Below are 19501 nucleotides of genomic sequence, written 5' to 3' on the forward strand. Positions count from 1 at the left end.
GGGTCGCGCCCGGACACCCTTACCCACCATGACATTGCCTCCACTCACGCCAGAACAGCAGGTCAAGCCGCGACGCTTTGAGTTGCGAATCTCCCTGCTTTTCGCGGCCCTTTTCGTGCCGATGGGCGTGCATCTGCCGTATTTTCCGCTGTGGCTGGAAGCCAAGGGGTTCGACCCCGAGCAGATCTCCATCGTTTTGTCGGCGCCGATGTTCCTGCGCGTCATCACCACGCCTTTGATCGCCGCCATGGCCGATCGGGCAAGGGATCGCGCCAACGTCTTCATTTTCCTGGCCGCGTCGTCCTTGCTGTTGTCGCTCGGCTATTTCCTCGATCCGACCTACCTCATCGTCCTGGCCGTCTCGCTGGCGCTGGCGGTGGTGTGGACGCCACATTCGCCGATCGCCGATTCCCTCGCGCTATCGGGTGTCCGCCGCTTCGGCTCCGACTATGCGGCGATGCGCATCTGGGGGTCGATCGCCTTTCTCGCCGGCAGCCTTGGGGCGGGGTTCATCCTGTCGCTGACCGGTGCGGACGCAGTGCCGGCGATCATTTCGATCGGCCTGCTCGGCTGCTTCCTGATGTCGTTCATCTCGCCGCGCCTTGGTCGACCGCGCAAGGCTTCGCCACTCGCGGCGACTGACATGCAGGCCGCCCCGAAGCTGTTCAATCGCTACTTCCTGCTGATGGCCGGTGGCACCGGCGTGATCATCGGCAGCCACGGCTTCCTTTATGGCTTCGTATCGATCTACTGGAAATCGCTGGGCATCAACGAAACGGTGGTCGGGCTGTTGTGGAGCTGGGGCGTGGCGGCCGAAATCGTCATGTTCATGTTCTTCACCCGGCTGTTCGGCTCGAGGTCGACAGCACTGGTGCTCGTGCTGGCCGGTGCGGGCGCTATCGTTCGGTGGATCGCATATCCGTTGATCTGGCCGCTTGGCCTGGGGGTAGCAGGCTTCTTTGCAGTTCAAAGCCTTCACGCGGTGTCGACAGCACTGGTGCTGATCGGCGTGCAGAAGCTCATCGCCGAGTCGGTTCCGGAAGAGCACACCGGTGCTGCACAGGGCGTCGCCTACTTCGCCAACGGCATGTCGATGGCGATCGTGACTTTGCTGTCGGGTCCGCTCTACCAACGGTTTGGCGTCGACGGCTTCTATTTCATGGCAGCGGTGGCTGCTTGCGCCATTGTGCTTGTGGTGCTGGCGTCCCGCTCAGCCCCAAAGCTCGGGCAGGGGCGGCGACACCATTGAACCCTCGTAGACAAGCCCCGGCGAGCGGTCACGCGCCAGCAGCAGCGGGCCGTCGAGGTCGACGAATTCGGCCCCCTGGGCAAGCAGTACCGCCGGCGCCATGGCGAGCGAGGTGCCGACCATGCAGCCGACCATCAGCTGGAATCCAAGCGCGCGAGCCTGGTCGCGCAGTTCGAGTGCCGCCGTCAGGCCTCCCGACTTGTCGAGCTTGATGTTGACGGCGTCGTAGCGGCCCTTGAGCGCGGCGAGATCGGCGGCGACGTGGACGCTCTCGTCGGCGCAGATCGGCACCGGATGCGGGATGCGGCCGAGGATCTGGTCGGCGCCGGCGGGCAGCGGCTGTTCGATCAGCGCGATGCCGAGCTGGGCGGCGGCGGCAAGGTTCTCGGCGATGTTGGCATCGGTCCAGCCTTCGTTGGCGTCGAGGATGATGCGGCTGTCGGGGGCGGCTTCAGTCACGGCGCGGATGCGGGCGATGTCGTTGTCGCCGCCGATCTTGACCTTGAGCAGCGGCCGCGCCGCATTGGCGCGTGCCTGGGCTGCCATCGCCTCGGGTTCGCCGAGTGACAGGGTGTAGGCAGTCTCAAGCGCTAGTGGCGCCGATATGCCGAGCCTGTCCTTGACCGGCACGCCGCTCAACTTCGCTTCCAGGTCCCACAGCGCACAATCGACGGCATTGCGCGCCGCACCCGCCGACATCAGCGTCAGCAGATCGATGCGCGAAGCCCCATCCTCGATGGCGCGGCGCGCGTGTTTGATCGCCTCGGCCACACCAGCCATGGTCTCGCCATAGCGCTTGTAGGGCACGCACTCGCCACGTCCGATGACGCCTGATTCGGCGATTTCACAGGTGATGACCTCGGCCTCGGTCTTGGAACCGCGGGAGATGGTGAACGTTCCGGCGATGGGAAAACGCTCGTCAACGACCGAAAGGACACGCCTCATGAAAATCTGCTCCATTCAACTGCTTGGCATGGCTGCGAAAATCGACATGCCGCAGCCGACACGTTAAGTAGTGTGCCATGTTGACCATCGGCAAACGGGAAGCAAGCGGCGGGGCAGCCGACGGCCGAGATCACCGACCACAGGTTGCTGTGGCGGAGCGCGAAGGCGTGCTCGCCTGTGTGTTCACCGGTATCTGGACCACCCGTACCGTTGCCTTCGTCGATGCCGAAATGCGCAAGATCGAAGCCCGCGACGGCTTCAAGACGCTGGCGCTCGACCTCAGCGGCATCGAGAAGATGGACACCGCCGGCGCCTGGGTCATCGACAGGCTCGTAAACGCCAATGAGAAGAAGGGCGTCGAGGTGAGGATGGAAGGCCGCAGCGAGGTGGCCAAGATCCTGCTCGGCGCAGTCGGCGAGGCCGTCCGGCGCGAAGGCGAATCTGCTCCCGCTGGACCGCCCAACATCATCATGCGCATGCTTGAGGCTGTCGGTCGCCGCGTCTATGAGATGCGCGACGATTTCCTGGCCTCGATGAACATCCTCGGCGCGACAATTCGCGGCGCCCAGATGAAGCTTGGCCGCGGTCATGCGGTCAACCCTGCCGCGATCTTCAACCAGATCGACCGCATGGGCGTCGGCGCCATTCCCGTCGTCGTGCTGATGTCGGCGATCGTCGGCGCCATCGTTGCCCAGCAGGGCGCCTATCAGCTTGCCTATTTCGGCGCCGACATCTTCGTTGTCGACCTGGTCGGTGTGCTGGTGCTGCGCGAACTCGGCGTGCTGATGACCGCGATCATGATCGCCGGCCGCTCCGGCAGCGCCATCACCGCCGAAATCGGCTCGATGAAGATGCGCGAAGAGGTCGACGCGCTGACGGTGATCGGGCTCAATCCCATCGGCGTGCTGGTCTTTCCCAGGCTCGTGGCCCTGGTGATTGCGCTGCCGTGCCTCACCATCATTGCCAACTTCGCCGCCCTTGGCGGTGGAATTCTTGCAGCCTGGCTTTATTCCGACATTCCGCCGGCTGCCTTCATCGATCGCCTGCGCCTGGCGATCGACCTCAGCACCATCTCCGCGGGCCTGATCAAGGCGCCGTTCATGGCGCTGATCATCGGCACTATCGCCTCCGTCGAGGGCATGAAGGTCGGCGGCAGCGCTGAATCGCTTGGTCTCCATGTCACCGCGTCGGTGGTCAAGGCGATCTTCGTCGTCATCATCCTTGATGGCCTGTTTGCCATGTTCTACGCAGCGATCAACTTCTGACATGGCAAGCCGGACAAAGACCATTCAATTGGAAAGCCGCGGCGCGGAAACGCGCGGCGAGGTGGTGCTTTCGGTGCGCGACCTGACGGTGGCCTTTGGCGACAAGGTCATTCTCGAAGATCTCGACCTGGACATCAGGCGCGGCGAGATTCTCGGCTTCGTCGGCGCTTCGGGCGCCGGCAAGTCGGTGCTGTTGCGCACGGTCCTTGGCCTGATCCGCAAGCAATCCGGCACGATCGAGCTGTTCGGCGTCGATCTCGAGCAGGCCAGCGAGGAAGAGCGGCTCAGGATCGACATGCGGCTCGGCATGCTGTTTCAGCATGGTGCGTTGTTTTCGGCGCTGACGGTCATGGAGAACGTGCAGGTGCCCATGCGTGAGTATCTCGACCTGCCGAAGCAGCTGATGGACGAACTTGCCATGCTCAAGATCGAGTTGGTCGGCCTGCCGCCGGACGCGGCGCGCAAATTTCCCTCCGAGCTTTCCGGCGGCATGATCAAGCGCGCGGCACTGGCGCGAGCGCTGGCGCTCGACCCCGATATCGTCTTCCTCGACGAGCCGACATCGGGTCTCGACCCGATCGGTGCCGCCGAGTTCGACGAACTGGTCGGCAAGATGCGCGATACGATGGGACTGACCGTCTACATGGTCACCCACGATCTCGACAGCCTGTTTTCGGTCTGTGACCGGGTCGCGGTGCTGGGTAACAAGAAGGTGCTCGTCGAAGGCACGATCGAAGACATGCTGAAGAGTGAAGAGCCGTGGGTAAGGTCGTATTTCCGCGGAAAACGTGCGCGGCAGCTTGATCTTGCCGCAAGGGCATAGAATGGAATGATGTGATGGAGACCAGGGCCAACTACGTCATTGTCGGCATCTTCACGCTGTTCGCCATTCTGGCCGCCTTTGCGTTCGTCTACTGGACAGCGGCAATCGGTGAACGTGGCGAGACGGCGACGTTGCGTGTGCGCATTCCCGGCTCTGCCTCGGGCCTGGCCAGGGGTAGTTTTGTTTTGTTCAACGGCGTCAAGGTCGGCGATGTCAGGCGGGTCTATCTCGACGTTACCAATCCTCAGGTGGCGATTGCAGACGCCGAGATCGACAAGCTGACGCCGATCACGCAGTCGACACAGGCGGACATCGGCCTGGCCGGCCTCACAGGCCAGGCCAACATCGAGCTCAAGGGTGCCAGCATCAAGGAACCCAATTTGCTCGATCAGGCCGAGGCGGAGGGCAAGATCGCCGAGATCGTCGCCAATCCATCCGCGGTGACCAACCTGCTCCAGACCGCGCAGGACATCTTCAAGCGCGCCGACGCCGTACTGAACAATCTTGAAGGCTTCACCAACGACGTCCGTGGACCGCTCACCGAGACCGTCGGCAACGCCCAGAAATTCTCCGAGTCGCTGGCGCGCAATGCCGATGGCGTCGACAAGTTCCTGGCAAGCGTCAGCACGCTTTCCGAGCAACTGTCGGCGGTTTCGGGCAAGCTTGACGGTACGATCGAGGCGGCGGAAGGCCTGCTCAAGTCGGTCGACCGCGACAAGGTCAAGAACATCGTCGCCAGCGTGGACACCTTCACCAAGAACCTCAGCGCCCAGAGCGACCAGCTCGACGGCATCGTCAAGGGCGTCAACACCGCCGTCGCTTCGATCAATGATTTCGCCCAGAAGACCCAGCAGACGCTTTCCAAGGTCGACGGCGTGCTCGAAGGCGTCGATGCCGAAGGCGTACGCGAATCGCTCGACAACATCCGCAAGGCCAGCGAAAACGCCAACAAGGCAGCAGCCGACGTCGCCAAGGTCACTGACAAGTTTGGCAACCGCGCCGACGACATCGACCAGATGATCTCGGACGCCAAGCAACTGACGTCACGCCTCAATCAGGCGTCGGTGCGCGTCGATGGCGTCATGGCCAAGGTCGACAAGCTGCTCGGTTCGGGCGAGGCGGAGGGCGTCATGTCCGATGCCAGCGCGACGTTGAAATCATTCAAGCAGGTAGCCGATACGCTGAATTCGCGGCTCACGACCATCATGGACGGACTGTCGCGCTTTTCCGGACAGGGGCTGCGCGATGTCGACGCGCTGGTGCAGGACTCCCGGCGCTCGATCGGCCGCATCGAGCAGGCGATTTCCGACCTGGAGCGCAATCCGCAACGCATCATCACCGGTGGCGAGGGAAGCGTACGCGAATTCGATGGACGGGTGCGTCGTTGACATCGCCGGCACGCCACACCATGACAGTAGATGAGGGTGGTTCGCGCACGGCGCGAGAGAGTCTTGTCCGGGGACAACACGTGAAGGCTGCTAGATCTACTTTGCTGCTGACCGCAGTGGCGCTTGCGCTGTCCGGCTGCACCTCCTTGTTCGTCAGCACGCCGCCGCCGCTCGACACCTACGAACTGAGCGCGCCAGCGGTCGACGGCCGCAACGGCCCAAGCCGCCGCCAGATACTCATTGCCGAACCTTCGGCGCTCAAGTCGCTCGACGGCCAGAGCATCGTCATCAAGCCGTCACCCGGTTCGATCCAGTTCCTCAAGGGCGCGCAGTGGTCGGACAGGCTGCCGCGCATCGTCCAGGCACGGCTTGCCGAGACCTTCCAGCGCGCCGGTGGCTACATCGGCGTCGGCAAGCCGGGCGAGGGCCTTGCGATCGACTACCAGGTCATCGTCGAGCTGCGCAGTTTCGAGATCAAGGTCGGCGCTAGCGAGCGCGCCGAGGTCGAGTTGTTCGTCAGGCTCCTCAACGACCGCAATGGCCAGGTGCGCGCCTCGCGCGTCTTCACGACCAGCGCGCCGGTTTCCGGCAGCGGCAACGATGCCTATGCGGCGGCCCTCGATGGGGCGTTCGGCCAGGCAGCGACCGAAATCGTCAAATGGACCGAGACGCTGATCTGACAGGTCAGTAGGGAATGGGGCAGTAGGGCAGTATGCCCTGAACTCCGAACGCCGCTCGCCCTGCAAGGGCCATTGGCTGCCTGGCTCGGCTCGCACTTTTGCCTGCCCGCTGGCGGGATCGTGGTACTGGCCACGAGACTTAGACACCTTCCAAGATTGCCCGGTTGCGCTCTCGTACTTTCGCCGTCCATTGGCGTCGAAGCGGGGCCCTTGTGCGCGACCCCAAGAGCATCGCAATCCGTGGACGCAGACAGCAAAAAAGGCAGCAGGTGGCTACCTGCTGCCTTATCTACTTGTTGCCCTACGGGCCGCGGTCAGCCTTACTTCAGGCGGCCTGCCGCGTGCGCCAGCATGGTGTAGACCTTGCCGGTATCAGAGGTCAGGTAGGTTTTGGTCATGATGCTGTCGCGGTCATTGCGCGAGACGTCCTTCAGAAGCTTCTCGAAATCGTCGCAATAGCGGTCGACGGCCGAGCGGAACTCGCCATCCGACTGATACTTGCGGCGAATCTCGTCGAAGGTCTGCTGACCTTTCAGCGTGTAGAGCCGGCGGGTGAAGACATCGCGCTCGCCGCGGCGATAGCGATCCCAGAGCTCGATCGAGGCGTCATGGTCGATGGCGCGCGCGATGTCGACCGACAGCGAGTTGAGCGACTCAACGACATGCAACGGCGAACGCTGGGCCTGCACGACGCGCGGTTCGGCCTGACCCGTGCGGGCCGGCTGTTCCTCACGTGAAGCGCCGGTCAACAGGTCGCGGACCCAGCCGCCCTGCTGTTGGCCGCCACGGCTGGCCTGTTCACGCGCCGGCTGCTGCGGCGCTGCCGGGGCCGGGCGTTCTATGTCGAGCGTGCCGCGCAAGGACGTGCCGGCGAGCGGTGCCGGAGCTGGGCGCTCGGGCTGGGGTGCCGCCGGACGGCGAGGCGGCTGTGCCTGTGGAGCACGCAGCGAGGCGTCAGAGACGTCGACGCCGCGGCCCGACTTGGCAACGATCGCAGACAACTCCTTGAGTGCGTTGATCTGTTCTGAAACCGCGCGGCGGATGGCCGTTGTCGATTCCTTGGCCTCTTCTGGCATGTCGAGCACGCCCTTCTTGAGCTCGGCACGGGTGCTTTCGAGCTCGGACTTGATCGAGCCAGCTGTGCGGCGCATGTCTTCGGTGGCGTCGGCGAAGCGCTTGGTCGCGGTCTCGACGACGTCGGAGATCGCCGCGCGAATCTTGTCCGCCGAGGCCAATGTCTTGCCTTCGGCGTTTTCCAGCGTCTGGCCGACGAGGTGCTCGAACGACTGCATGACGCGTTCGAGGTCTTCGGACTTCTTGACCAGGCCAACCGCGAGGTCCTCCAGCGACGACTGGCGCTCGAGCGTGTGCTCGAGGTTGCTCTGCGCCGAGGACAGCAGGTTGGAAGCGCTCGACAGCAGGCGGCTGTGTTCGTCGAATTTGGTGGCGATGGAGGCCACTTCGCGCAGCGTCGTCGATGACAGGTCGGTCAGGCGGTTGGTGTTGGAGTCGACCAGGCGGGCAGCGCTCGAGAAGGTCTGAGCAGCCTTCTCGGTGGTGTTGGCGAAGTTGGAGGTGCTGCTGGTCAAGCGCTCGTCGACATTGGCAAGGTTTGCGGTCGCCTGGTCGATGAGGTTGCCGAGCTGCGCGCTCGACGTGGTCATGCGGCCGATCAGGTCGGCGACGCTTTCGGCGAGCGTCGAACGTGCGCCGTCGACGGCAGACAGGGTCTCCGCTGTGCGGCTGGCAAGCGCGTCGACGAGAGCGGCGTTCTCCGAACGCAGCTTTTCGGTGGCACGCGCGGTTGCTTCTTCCATCGAGCGGTGCAGCTCGGTGCCGCTTTCGGCGAAGCGGTCGACCAACGGACGCGCCGTCTCGTCGAGGATCTTGGCGATCTCGTTCGAGCGTTCGGTCAGCATTGCGTTGAGTTCACGCGTGTTGGAGCCGATGGTGCGGGCGGCTTCGTTGGTGCTCTGGCCGATATGCTGGCCGACGGCGGTGAAGGTCTCGGCGATCACATTGGCGCGGGCGACAAGCTGTGCCTCCGCCTGCGAAACCTGCTCGGAGAGCCTCTGGCCCATCGATTCCGCACCGTATGCGAGACGGTTTTCGGCGCTCGACAGATGTTCGCCGATGCGAGCGGCAACGCCCTCGGCGCCGGCAGCCAGGCGCTCATCGACATTGGCCAGCGTCTCTTCGATGGCGCGGGCGCGGGCATCGAGATCGGCCGAGGTGCGATGGGCGCGGGCAACGACGCGCTGTTCGGTTTCGTTGAAGGCGCTGGCAATCAGTGCCGCATGCTCGCCGATGCCCGAAGTGCTCTCGGTGACGCGGGCCGCAAGCTGCCTGCCGGCTTCGTCGAAGGCCTGGCCGATTTCCGAAGCGCGGCCGAGCAGTGCCTCGGAGGTCTGGTCGACGCGCGCGGCGATGCGGCCATCGGCTTCCTCGAAGGCGCGGCTGATTTCGGCAGCGCGGCCCATAAGAGTTTCCGATGTCTGGTCGACGCGGGCGGCGATCCTGCCGTCGGCTTCCTCGAAGGTCCGGCCGATTTCGGCGGCGCGGCCGGCGAGCGTGTCTGCTGTCTGGGCTGCACGTGCGGCAAGGCGTTCGTCGGCTTCCTCGAAGTTGCGGACGATCTCGCCGGCACGGCTGCCGAGCGTTGCCGAGCTGTCGGCGACGCGGGCCGCGATGCGTTCGTCGGCTGCATCAAAGATGCGGCTGAGTTCGCCGGCTCGGCTGCCGAGCGAATCCGCGCCTTCGGCGATGCGGGCGGCGAGCTTTTCGTCGGCGGTATCGAAGATGCGGCCGAGTTCGGAGGCGCGGGCGGCAAGGGCGTCGGCGGATTCGCCGATGCGCATGCCCAAGCGTTCGTCGGCGGTGTCGAAGTTGCGCAGGATGTCGCCGGCGCGGGCCGACAATGCGTCCGCGGTTTCGATGGCGCGGGCGATGAGCGAGCGGTCGGCGGCGTCGAAGGTGTTGGCGATCTCGCCTGCCTTGGCCGACAGCGTGTCGGCGGTCTCTTCGGCACGCGCCAGCAGCGCGTTCGACGTCTCGTCGGCGCGAGCGGCGAGGCGACGGTCGGCTTCTTCGAAGGCACGCGAAATGTCTTCAGCACGGGCGAGCAGGGCGCTCGACGTCTGCTCGGCGCGCTCGGCAATGACGCGGTCGGCGTCGCTGAAGGCCTTGCCTGCCTCTTCATTGAGGGCTGCAGTCACTTCCATGACCTTTTCGCGCAAGGCGCCGGCAACGAAGACGGCACTCTTCTCAAGCACGCCGCGGACATTGTCGACACCCAGCGACAGCGCGCGTTCCATCGTGCCGGTGCGCTCTTCGATCACGCCGGTCTGGCGGCGGAAGGTTTCCTCGATCTTTTCGATGTCACCAGCAATCGCGTCGGAGATGTCGACACGGCGCGCGGCGATCTGGTCGATGTGACCCGAGATGGCGAGGTCGATGTCGCGGCGGGCTTCGCTGAGCTTGCCGAGATCCTCGTCGAGCGCACGGGCCATCGTTTCGCGGCCTTCGGCGAGCTTGCCGACGTGGCCGGCAACGATATTGTCGATGCTCGCACGGCTGTCGTTCAGCATGGCGAGGTCGGCTTCGAGCGCCTTAGTCAGCGTGTCGCGGCCGGCGGCCAGCTTGTCGACCTGGCCGAGCATCATGCCGTCGATCTTGGCGAGGTCGGCTTCGAGAGCGCGGCGCAGGATGTCGCGGCCTTCGGCCAGCTTCTCGACCTGACCGGCGACGAGACCGTCAATGCCCGAGCGGCTTTCAGCCAGCTTGGCGAGGTCGTCTTCGAGTGCCATGGACAAGGTGCTGCGCTCTGCGACCAGACGCTCGGCGTGGCTCGAAACGAGGCCCTTGACGCTGTCGAGGTCGGCTTCGAGCGAACGAGCCAGCATAGCGCGGTCTTCGGCGAGCTTTTCCGACTGCGATCCGATGGTGCTGCGAATGGCGTTGAGATCGGCCTCGAGGGCGCGCTTGAGGATGTCGCGGCCTTCGGCCAGCTTCTCGACCTGGCCAGCAACGAGACCGTCGATGCCCGAGCGGCTTTCGGCCAGCTTGGCGAGATCGTCTTCCAGTGCCTTGGACAAGGTGCCACGCTCGGCGACCAGGCGCTCGGCATGGCTCGACACCAGGCCCTTGACGCTGTCGAGGTCCGCCTCGAGCGAACGCGACAGCATGGCGCGGTCCTCGGCAAGCTTTTCCGATTGCGAGGTGATCGTGTTGTGGATCGCGTTGAGATCGGATTCGAGGGCGCGCTTGAGGATGTCGCGGCCTTCGGCCAGCTTCTCGACCTGTCCGGCGACGAGGCCGTCGATGCCAGAGCGGCTTTCGGCCAGCTTGGCTAGGTCGTCTTCCAATGCCTTGGACAAGGTGCTGCGCTCGGCGACCAGACGCTCGGCATGGCTCGACACCAGGCCCTTGACGTTGTCGAGGTCGCTTTCAAGCGCACGCTTGAGGATGTCACGGCCTTCGGCCAGTTTCTCGACCTGGCCGGCAACGAGGCCATCGATGCTTGCGCGGCTGTCGGCCAGCTTTGCAAGGTCGGTTTCCAGCGTCTTCGAAAGCAGGGTGCGTTCGCCGGCAAGCTTCTCGGCATGGCCTTCGATCAGGCCATGGACGTTGGCGATGTCGGTTTCCAGGCTGCGCGACAGCTCGGCGCGGTCGGACGCGATCTTGGACGAATGGCCGTCGACCAGTGCCTTGATGCCGGCGAGGTCGGTTTCGAGCGCATTGGCAAGGATGGCACGGCCTTCGGCGATTTTTTCGACCTGACCGGCGACGAGCCCATCGATGCTGGTGCGGCTATCGGCGAGCTTGCCGAGATCGGCTTCCAGCGCACGCGAAAGAATGTTGCGGCCTTCGGCAAGTTTACCGACGTGGCCGGCGACCATTTCATCAATGTTCGTACGGGCTTGAACGAGTTTTTCGGAGTCTTCAACGAGCGCCTTGGCAAGCTGTTCGCGGCCCTGGGCGAGCTGCCGGAACTGGCCACTGAGCGTATCGTCGATCGCCTGGCGCGACTGGTCGAGCTTGCGCATGTCGTCGTCGAGAGCGCGCGTGATGAGGCTGCGGCCTTCAGCGAGCTTCTGCACCTGGAAGCCAACGGCAGCCTCGATGCTGGCGCGGCCCTCGGCAAACTTGCTGAGGTCGTCGCGAAGGGCTGCGGCCATGCGGTCGCGGGCCTCGGACAGCTTGGTGGTGTGGTCTTCCACTGCCTGCTCGATACCGACGCGGGCCTCGGAGAGGCGCTGGATGTCGCCGTCGAAGGCGCGCGATACCTGGTGGCGGGCGGCTTCCATGCGGCCGGCGAAATCGCTGGCGCGCGATTCGAGCATCGTCGAGGTCGAGGTGATGATGTCGGCGAGATCGGTGCCGATCTGGGTCTTGCCCTGGTCGATCATTGCCGACAGTGAGTCGCGGCCCTGAACGAAGGTAGTGGCGATTTCGCGGGCGCGTTCGACCAGCGTCTCGTTGATCTGGCGGGCGCGGGCTTCGAGCGCCGCATTGAGCTTGGCGGTGCCGGTGTCGAGCGCTTCGGCGCGGGTCTGGAATTCCCCGATCAATGCCTGGCCGCGTTCGGCCAGCGTGCGTTCGATGCCATGCAGGCTGGCTTCGAACTCGGAGTTGATCGTCTTGGCCGCGCCGCCGAGCAGCGAAACCATGCCCGAGGTGCGGTTGTCGAGCAGGTCGGTCAGCGAGCGGGTCACCTCGTCGGTGCTCTGCGTCAGCTTGGCGATGCGCGTGTCTAGCAGGCTGGCGAAGGCTTCGCCCGAGGTCGACAGACGGTCGCTGAGCGAATCCATGCGGTTGTCGATCGCCTCGAACAGACCCATGCCGCCTTCGTTGATGCGGTCGATGAGCGTGTCGCCGGAATTGGTGATCGTCATCGACAGCTTGGTCGAGGCATTGAGGATGCTGTCGCGGATGATGTCGCTGGCCGAGCCGAGCTCGTCGCGCAGCGTCTCATGGGCGCCGGAGATCGAGGCGCGGACGCGCTCCGCATGCGAGACAACGGCCTCGCGCTCGCTGCCGAGGCCATCGACCAGTGAACGGATGCGGGCGGCGTTTTCCGAATAGGAGCGCTCGATCTGATTGACTTCGGTGTGGACGAGCGTTTCGAGCTCGACAGCGCGAGCCAACGTGCGCTCGATGCCTTCGCCCATGGCAGCCACTTCGCGGCGCACGGCCTGGCCGACCATCATGACGCGGTCCTGCGCCATGTTTTCGGGCTCGGCGAGGCGGAAGGCGACTTCGGTCATCGACTGCGCGGCAATGCGCATTTCCTGGGCGCGGCGGATCATCGCGGCAAAAGCCCAGAACAGCGCGATCGGCACGATGGTGGCGACGACGAGCATCAGCAGGCCGGGACGCGCCAAGGCGTCGTCGAACGAGCGGATGGTCCAAATGCTGGGGGTGACGATACGGTCGGCGAGGGCAACGGCGCCGGCTAGCCAGGCAACCGAAACAAGCCCGACCATCCAGTAGATGGTGCTGGACGCCCGGCGGTTGAGGCTGTGCAGCAGCGATTTGTAATCCTTGGCGCGATCGTCGTTCGCCGGCTTGAAGCCTTCGGGCTGCAGCGGGCGGGTCTCGACGGGGCGCAACTGGGTCGGCGGCTCGGCGACGCGTGCCACCGAAGCGGGCTCGGTTTTCGGAGCAGCAGGCTTTTGCTTGCGGCCTTCGCGTGCCAATTCCTCGGCTGCCTGCGAAATCTGTGCTTCGAGGTCGTCCATCGATGCGGCCATGTCGAGGCCGCCGTCATCGGCGCCGCTCAAGTCGAGGTCGAGCGCCTGCTCGAGCTCCTTGGCTACGTCGAGATCGAGGTTCTTTGTCGGAGTGGATTTCTTCGCCATGCCTTCGCTACCCTGTACTAAAGACGCGGAATCTCTGGACTTTTTGTCCTATTTTTGACCGCGTCCGAGGCTCAATATGGACCGCCCGTATCGTAGTGACACAAACGGGTAAAGAAAACATGCATTCGCCCCGATACGTAAAAGTTTAAATATAAGGTTAACACTGCAGTGATTATTGGCCCCGATCCCGCAGGGTTCCGGGCTTTGGCAGGTTAACGGGTTATCCACATGGAGACCTTAGGTTACCAACCCAAGGGCGAGTGGCGGGGCATGGGCTAAATGGTAATGCGCGAGATCGGTTCGATGGCTTTCGGCATGCCGGGTGGCGAATCTTCGGTATCGGTCCATGGCCGTCCCATCGACCTAGAACATCTTTCCCGGCAGACGATCGGCGACCGCGATGTCGAGCGTGAAGTGCTCGATATGTTTGTCCATCAGGCGCTTTCGGTTCGCGATGCGATTGCCGGGGCAGATCTCGCCGAGCGCCTCATGCTGTGCCACGCGCTGAAGGGTTCGGCGCGCGGCGTCGGTGCATTTCCCATCGCCGATTGCGTTGCGGCGATTGAAACGGACCCGGACAATGCCACCCTGATCGTGCGGCTAACCCGCCTGATCGACGAGGCACGCGACTTCATTGCCTCGATCAGCCGCTAATGCGCCTGGTCCCTTTTGGGGGCGTTCAATGGCCGCAGTAACATTTATCAGCTGCTCATTGTAAATCCGACAGTCGGCGGCGCTATCGCACGACAGTTGACACGCACGGTGGAGTGATTATCTGCCGGGAGACCTATTTCGGGAACGAGCATGACCAAGCTGACCTATATCGCCCATGATGGCACGCGTTTCGAAGTCGAGGCCGAAAACGGCTCGACGGTGATGGAGAACGCGATCCGCAACGCCGTGCCAGGCATCGAGGCGGAATGTGGCGGCGCCTGTGCCTGCGCGACCTGCCATGTCTATGTCGACGACGCCTGGACCTCGGTCGTTGGCGAGCCCGAGGCGATGGAAGAAGACATGCTCGACTTTGCCTACGAGGTCAGGCCGACGTCGCGCCTTTCGTGCCAGATCAAGGTTCGCGGCGAACTTGATGGCCTGGTCGTCTCCATTCCCGAGCGCCAGGGCTAAGACGCTCCGGCCAATGCCTCGCTTGGCATGACACCTGTTGTCATGCACATTCCCTGAGATGCGTGCGTGAGCGGCGAGGTGGCCTTGAGCGACATCACCACAACCGACGTCCTGATCATCGGTGCCGGACCGATCGGCCTTTTTGCGGTGTTCGAGCTCGGCCTGTTCGACATGCGCTGCCAGCTGATCGACATTCTCGACAGGCCCGGCGGTCAATGCGCCGAACTTTATCCGGAAAAGCCGATCTACGACATTCCCGGTTATCCGGTGATCGGCGCGCAGGAACTCGTCGATAAGCTTTTGCAGCAGATCGCGCCGTTCAAGCCCGGCTTCACCTTCAACCGGATGGTGACTGGACTGGAGCGCCTGGAGAGCGGCGGCTTCCGCGTCGCTACCGACGAGAACGAGGTGTTCGACGCCAAGGTGGTGGTGATTGCCGCCGGCGGCGGTTCGTTCCAGCCCAAGCGGCCCCCGATCCCCGGCATCGAAGAATACGAAGCGTCGAGCGTCCGTTACGCCGTGCGGCGCATCGAGGATTTTCGCGGCCATGACGTGGTGATTGTCGGTGGCGGCGATTCCGCGCTCGACTGGACGCTCAACCTCCAGCCCGTCGCCAGACGCGTCACCCTGATCCATCGCCGGCCGGAGTTCCGTGCGGCACCCGACAATGTCAACAAGATGCATGCGCTACGCGACGCCGGGGCGATCGATCTGGTGATCGGCCAGGTTTCGGGCCTTTCAGGCGAGGGCGGTGAGTTGCGTTCGATCACGGTCAAGGGATCGGAAGGCGACGTCGAGGTTTCGTGCACGCGGCTGCTGCCGTTCTTCGGCCTGACCATGAAGCTCGGGCCGGTGGCCGAATGGGGGCTCAATCTTCATGAGAACCAGATCCCGGTCGACACCGAGAAGTTCGAAAGCTCGGAGCCAGGCATTTTCGCCATCGGCGACATCAACTGGTATCCGGGCAAGCTCAAGCTGATCCTGTCGGGCTTTCATGAAGCCGCGCTGATGGCGCAGGCGGCCAAGCACATCATCAGCCCCAAGGAGCGCATCGTGTTTCAGTACACGACGTCGTCGACGAGCCTGCACAAGAAGCTTGGCGTTGCGGACTGATCTCTAGAAGAGCCTGCTGCTCAGTTCTTGAGTTTGCCGGCGTCGATGCGCTCCAGCCGGTAGCGCAGCAGCCTGACGATCCGGCTTTCGAAGTTGATGCCTTCGATGCGGTCGAATTCTTCCTGTGCCCGGTCATGGGCATTGAGGATGCGGTTGCTCGTCGCCTTGGCCTTGGATGCTGCGACGTCGCAGCTCTTCTGCTTGCCGATCGCCTTCAGCGCCTGTTCCAGCTCGCGGGCGTGGTTCTTGGCAATGACGACGTGGCTTTCCTCGTGGCGCTTGATGTCGGAGGACAGCGTGTTCCAGATCAGCTTGACGTCCTGAGCTGCCTTGCCGTTCTGGCGCCAGCGCGGCAGGATCACCTTGGCCTTGACGGTGACCTGAGCCGAGACGATGGCGCAACCACCTTTGACTTCGGCGTAGCCGATGCGGCTGGTGAACTCCATTTGCGTCGCGCCCGGATGCCTGCCGCCGGTGCTCTTGACCTCGGGGCCACGCGTCATCAGCTGCTGCTCGATCTCGTCGAGCGTTTTGCCGGTAATGGTGAAATAGCTGTAGGATTTGGACACCGTTGCCGCCTGAACGGGTAGGCAAATGCCTCCAGCGAGTAGGGCGGCCAGGAAGAGTTGCTTCATTAGTTGCCTCTTGGCCTACCTTGCGTTAGGGGCGTTGGCGGCGCAACGGAAATCGGATCGTGCCGCTGAAATGACCGTGCAGCGAGTTGAAGCCGCAAGCGTTGATATTTCGTGACGTGGTCTGTGCTCTGGAGTTCTTTTGTGGCGACGGCATGACCGGCAAACGATGGCAACTGGCGCATGGGCGCCATCTCGACCTCGGCGACAGGGCGCTTGTGATGGGCATCCTCAACGTCACGCCCGACAGCTTTTCCGACGGCGGTGCGTTCGATGCGCCCGAGCGCGCGCTGGAACAGGCACGTCGCATGGTTGCCGAAGGTGCTGTGATCGTCGATGTTGGTGGTGAATCGACGAGGCCCGGCGCCGCGCCGGTTTCTTCAGCCGAAGAGCAGGATCGCGTGCTTCCAATCATCGCAGCGCTCGCCCGTTCAGGCGATGCGTTGATTTCAGTCGACACCTACCGCGAAGACACGGCCCGGCTTGCCGTTGCCGCCGGCGCACACATCGTCAACGATGTCTGGGGCGCCCAGCGCGAGCCCGGCATAGCCAGGGTCGCCGCTGAGACCGGGGCAGGGCTGGTGCTCATGCATACCGGCCGCGAACGCGAAAAGCTGCCCGACGTCATCGACGACCAGCTTCTGTTCCTGCGACGCTCGCTGGAGATCGCCCGCCAGGCCGGTGTCCAGGACGCGCAGATCATGCTCGACCCGGGCTTTGGCTTTGCCAAGGACGCCGACGAAAACCTGGAGCTGATGGCGCGGTTTTCGGAACTCGCACAGCTCAGCTATCCGCTGCTTGCGGGCACCTCGCGCAAGCGCTTCGTCGGCCATGTCACCGGGCGCGAAGCTGCCGACCGCGACGCCGGAACGGCGGCGACGAGCGTCATATTACGCCTGCAGGGCGCGAATGTATTTCGCGTCCATGATGTCGCAATCAACGTGGACGCGCTGGCATTCGCAGATGCTATGCTGGCGCGACAGACCAACCTGCCGGGACGCTGACCCAGATGTACCTTATCCGTATGAAAAACTGCGCCTTCTTCGCCCGGCATGGTCTGTTCGACGAAGAAGAGACGCTGGGCCAGCGCTTTTATGTCGATGCCGAACTGACAGTCGACCCATCGCTCCCCCTTGAGGACGATTCGATGGACAGCACCGTCGACTACGGCGTTGCCTTCCAGGTCATCGAGTCGATCATCACCGGCCAGCGACGCTTCCTGATCGAGGCGTTGGCGCAGGAATGCGGCCGGGCGCTCGCTGCGCGTTTCCCTCAGATCAAGCGTGCCGAAATCACGGTTCGCAAGCCGAATGCGCCGGTGCCTGGCGTCCTGGACTACGTAGAGGTGACCGTTGTCTGGCCAGGTTGAGGAGCGCGGCTTTCTCAGCCTCGGCGGCAATCTGGGCGATCCGGCGAAGTCGATGGCGTCGGCGCTGCATATGCTCGACAGCTCCGGCAGCACGCGCGTCGTCGCGGTCTCGTCGCTGCATCGCACGCCGCCCTGGGGCAAGGTCGATCAGCCCGATTTCCTGAACGTCACCGCCGAGGTCGCCACCACGCTTGCGCCGCTTGAACTGCTGGAGCTTTGCCTCGAGCTGGAGCGCCGGCTCAAGCGCGTGCGCATCGAACGCTGGGGCCCGCGCCTGATCGACATCGACGTGCTTTTGCTGGGCAACAGCAATGTCAGCGATGTCGGGCTTGAGATACCGCACCCGCGCATGCTCGACCGGGCCTTTGTCATGGTGCCGTTGGCCGAAATCGCACCAGAGCTGGTGCTGGCCGGCAAGTCGGCGGCTGAATGGGCCGCTGAACTGGACAGCGCCGGCATCGAAAGGCTTGATTCCGGCCGCGACTGGTGGCGCGACCTGGGCGAATAGTCTGCAAGGCTAGAGGCCGAGGGCTGTTGCGATCTTCGGTCGGGCCTCAGTCCAATCGTCGGTGATCACGATGCCATCCGGCATGGGCGGCAGAAACGCGCGCATCTCACGGTAGGACATCAGGTTGAACAGGTGCGCGTCGGCGACCGCGTCGCGCACCGAAACCAGATTGTGCGGAATGTCGTCGACAAAGGCGACTGGCCGGCTGGTTTCGCCTCGAAGCAGCCGCAGCGCCGGACCCTTCGCCCGTTCGGTGGTCAGCAGCGGATAAGGAAAGCCGAGCGCATCGAGATGCCGGCGCCTGATGTCGCGGTGGCGGTGCGGCATTGCCGTCAGCAAAACCACTTCAGCACCTAAGGCGAGGCCGGCCACGGCGTCCGCGGCTCCCAGCGCTGCGGTTTGCCACTCAGCCTGGGCGTGGAAAAAGCCGTCGAGCAATGCGGAAACGGCTTCCTGTTCCAGCGGTATCTGGGTCTTCAGGTCGACGACGTTGCCGGTCAGCTTGAACGACGTGGCCAGGAAGGTTAGCCCCTGCGCGTCGAGGAAGCGCATGAACGGTACCATGAATTCGAGCAGTACCTCGTCGACGTCGAGCACCAGCAACGGCCTGCTGTCGCGGGCCAGTTCGGCGATCTGGCGTGCTGTTTCGGGATCTTCGCTCATGCGGAACGCTCGTGATCGTCATTGCCCAGGGGCAGGGCGCGAAGCGCGCTGCCGATTTCGCCCGGCGCGATGCCTGATTCTTGCGAGAATCGCAGCAGCGTTGGCTCATGGGCGAGAATGAAGTTCAACACGCCTGCCAGAAAGCCCGGCTCCTGTGCGGCGCGGCGGATCTGGTGCGCTTCGATGCCTGATATGGCCAGGAAACGCGGCAGAAGTTCGGGGTCGGAGGCTACGAACGCGAGCGCCTGGACAGCCAGTGCTTCAGCGCTTTCCTGCGATAGCTGGTTCTTCTGCATCTGACATTCGCCCCGATCGACCTGTGTCGGGAGTAGCGGCAAGCCGCCATCGGGGCAACCGCTAAAGCGGCCGCGCAACCATCCGTGATTTGGCGGGGATGTTTTACGTTTCGTAATGTTCTTGAGTTAAAGTGGGATTCGGGGTTGGTGTGCGCATCCAGCGCGCAACAGGATTGCCGCGGACCTGTGGCGGGCAATCGGGACGGAATTTCTATGGCCAAGAAGGTGATGATCGTCGAGGACAATGAGCTCAATATGAAGCTCTTTCGCGACCTCATCGAGGCAAGCGGTTACGAGACCGTGCGCACGCGCAACGGTCTTGAGGCGCTTGATCTTGCCCGCAAGCACCGGCCGGACCTCATCTTGATGGATATTCAGCTGCCCGAGGTTTCAGGCCTCGAGGTCACCAAATGGCTGAAGGAGGATGACGACCTCCACACCATTCCCGTCATCGCCGTTACCGCTTTCGCCATGAAGGGCGACGAAGAGCGGATCAGGCAGGGCGGTTGCGAAGCCTACATCTCCAAGCCGATCTCGGTGCCGCGCTTCATCGAGACGATCAAATCCTATCTGGGCGATGCCTGA

At 63.7% G+C, this 19501-nt stretch carries 17 protein-coding genes; 12 read left to right on the forward strand and 5 right to left on the reverse strand.

The annotated features are described in order from the left end of the window. Window positions 1-28 precede the first annotated feature (28 nt). Complete coding sequence (locus IHE39_RS22475; RefSeq protein ID WP_184767560.1) at window positions 29-1249, forward strand: MFS transporter; 1221 nt, start codon at window positions 29-31, stop codon at window positions 1247-1249. Here the strand turns inward: IHE39_RS22475 and dgcA are convergent. After that, window positions 1211-2194 carry an N-acetyl-D-Glu racemase DgcA gene (gene dgcA, locus IHE39_RS22480; RefSeq protein WP_184767561.1) on the reverse strand — a complete coding sequence of 328 codons (984 nt, stop codon included), beginning with the start codon at window positions 2192-2194 and terminating at the stop codon, window positions 1211-1213. The two genes, IHE39_RS22475 and dgcA, sit on opposite strands and share 39 nt — an antisense overlap. Window positions 2195-2271: 77 nt before the next feature. On the opposite strand from dgcA, the gene IHE39_RS22485 reads away from it, so the two are divergent. Genes IHE39_RS22485 through IHE39_RS22500 form a run of 4 tightly spaced genes read left to right on the forward strand, consistent with a single transcriptional unit; the run spans window position 2272 to window position 6350 of the window. Then, on the forward strand, window positions 2272-3459 hold the full coding sequence (locus tag IHE39_RS22485) for an ABC transporter permease (protein ID WP_184767562.1): 1188 nt from the start codon (window positions 2272-2274) through the stop codon (window positions 3457-3459). A 1-nt stretch (window position 3460) separates the two neighbouring features. Then, complete coding sequence (locus tag IHE39_RS22490) at window positions 3461-4282, forward strand: ABC transporter ATP-binding protein (RefSeq protein WP_192568030.1); 822 nt, start codon at window positions 3461-3463, stop codon at window positions 4280-4282. Window positions 4283-4296: 14 nt separating this feature from the next. After that, on the forward strand, window positions 4297-5670 hold the full coding sequence (locus IHE39_RS22495) for an MlaD family protein (protein ID WP_184767564.1): 1374 nt from the start codon (window positions 4297-4299) through the stop codon (window positions 5668-5670). 20 nt (window positions 5671-5690) lie between these two features. Next, a complete protein-coding gene (locus IHE39_RS22500; protein ID WP_192568031.1) occupies window positions 5691-6350 on the forward strand; it encodes an ABC-type transport auxiliary lipoprotein family protein in 660 nt (219 codons plus the stop codon). Between the two features lie 320 nt (window positions 6351-6670). Here the strand turns inward: IHE39_RS22500 and IHE39_RS22505 are convergent, their stop codons facing one another. After that, the gene (locus IHE39_RS22505; protein ID WP_192568032.1) at window positions 6671-13210 is read right to left on the reverse strand and encodes a kinesin; all 6540 of its coding nucleotides are present in this window, start codon (window positions 13208-13210) and stop codon (window positions 6671-6673) included. Between the two features lie 285 nt (window positions 13211-13495). Here IHE39_RS22505 and IHE39_RS22510 point away from each other — a divergent pair, with 285 nt between their 5' ends. From IHE39_RS22510 to IHE39_RS22520, 3 genes are all read left to right on the forward strand, one after another. Further along, complete coding sequence (locus IHE39_RS22510; RefSeq protein ID WP_192568033.1) at window positions 13496-13864, forward strand: Hpt domain-containing protein; 369 nt, start codon at window positions 13496-13498, stop codon at window positions 13862-13864. A gap of 150 nt (window positions 13865-14014) precedes the next feature. Next, window positions 14015-14335 carry a 2Fe-2S iron-sulfur cluster-binding protein gene (locus IHE39_RS22515; protein WP_192568034.1) on the forward strand — a complete coding sequence of 107 codons (321 nt, stop codon included), beginning with the start codon at window positions 14015-14017 and terminating at the stop codon, window positions 14333-14335. Window positions 14336-14419: 84 nt separating this feature from the next. Next, the gene (locus IHE39_RS22520) at window positions 14420-15448 is read left to right on the forward strand and encodes an NAD(P)/FAD-dependent oxidoreductase (protein WP_192568035.1); all 1029 of its coding nucleotides are present in this window, start codon (window positions 14420-14422) and stop codon (window positions 15446-15448) included. A gap of 20 nt (window positions 15449-15468) precedes the next feature. Here the strand turns inward: IHE39_RS22520 and IHE39_RS22525 are convergent, their stop codons facing one another. Next, entirely contained in the window at window positions 15469-16083 is a 615-nt protein-coding gene (locus IHE39_RS22525) for a DUF922 domain-containing Zn-dependent protease (protein ID WP_192568036.1), read from the reverse strand. Window positions 16084-16235: 152 nt separating this feature from the next. Between IHE39_RS22525 and folP the strand changes: the two genes are divergently transcribed. Genes folP through folK form a run of 3 tightly spaced genes read left to right on the forward strand, consistent with a single transcriptional unit; the run spans window position 16236 to window position 17957 of the window. Next, entirely contained in the window at window positions 16236-17084 is an 849-nt protein-coding gene (folP, locus tag IHE39_RS22530; RefSeq protein ID WP_192568037.1) for a dihydropteroate synthase, read from the forward strand. A gap of 5 nt (window positions 17085-17089) precedes the next feature. Next, complete coding sequence (folB, locus tag IHE39_RS22535; RefSeq protein WP_184767572.1) at window positions 17090-17449, forward strand: dihydroneopterin aldolase; 360 nt, start codon at window positions 17090-17092, stop codon at window positions 17447-17449. Beyond that, the gene (gene folK, locus IHE39_RS22540; protein ID WP_434781333.1) at window positions 17433-17957 is read left to right on the forward strand and encodes a 2-amino-4-hydroxy-6-hydroxymethyldihydropteridine diphosphokinase; all 525 of its coding nucleotides are present in this window, start codon (window positions 17433-17435) and stop codon (window positions 17955-17957) included. Before folB ends, folK begins: the two co-directional genes overlap by 17 nt. A gap of 9 nt (window positions 17958-17966) precedes the next feature. Here the strand turns inward: folK and IHE39_RS22545 are convergent, their stop codons facing one another. Then, complete coding sequence (locus IHE39_RS22545) at window positions 17967-18620, reverse strand: hypothetical protein (RefSeq protein WP_184767573.1); 654 nt, start codon at window positions 18618-18620, stop codon at window positions 17967-17969. Then, complete coding sequence (locus IHE39_RS22550) at window positions 18617-18916, reverse strand: DUF3572 domain-containing protein (protein ID WP_184767574.1); 300 nt, start codon at window positions 18914-18916, stop codon at window positions 18617-18619. Before IHE39_RS22550 ends, IHE39_RS22545 begins: the two co-directional genes overlap by 4 nt. Window positions 18917-19129: 213 nt before the next feature. Between IHE39_RS22550 and IHE39_RS22555 the strand changes: the two genes are divergently transcribed. Further along, on the forward strand, window positions 19130-19501 hold the full coding sequence (locus tag IHE39_RS22555; protein WP_108607955.1) for a response regulator: 372 nt from the start codon (window positions 19130-19132) through the stop codon (window positions 19499-19501).

The sequence above is a fragment of the Aminobacter carboxidus genome (assembly GCF_014863355.1).
Taxonomy (GTDB): Bacteria; Pseudomonadota; Alphaproteobacteria; order Rhizobiales; family Rhizobiaceae; genus Aminobacter; species Aminobacter carboxidus.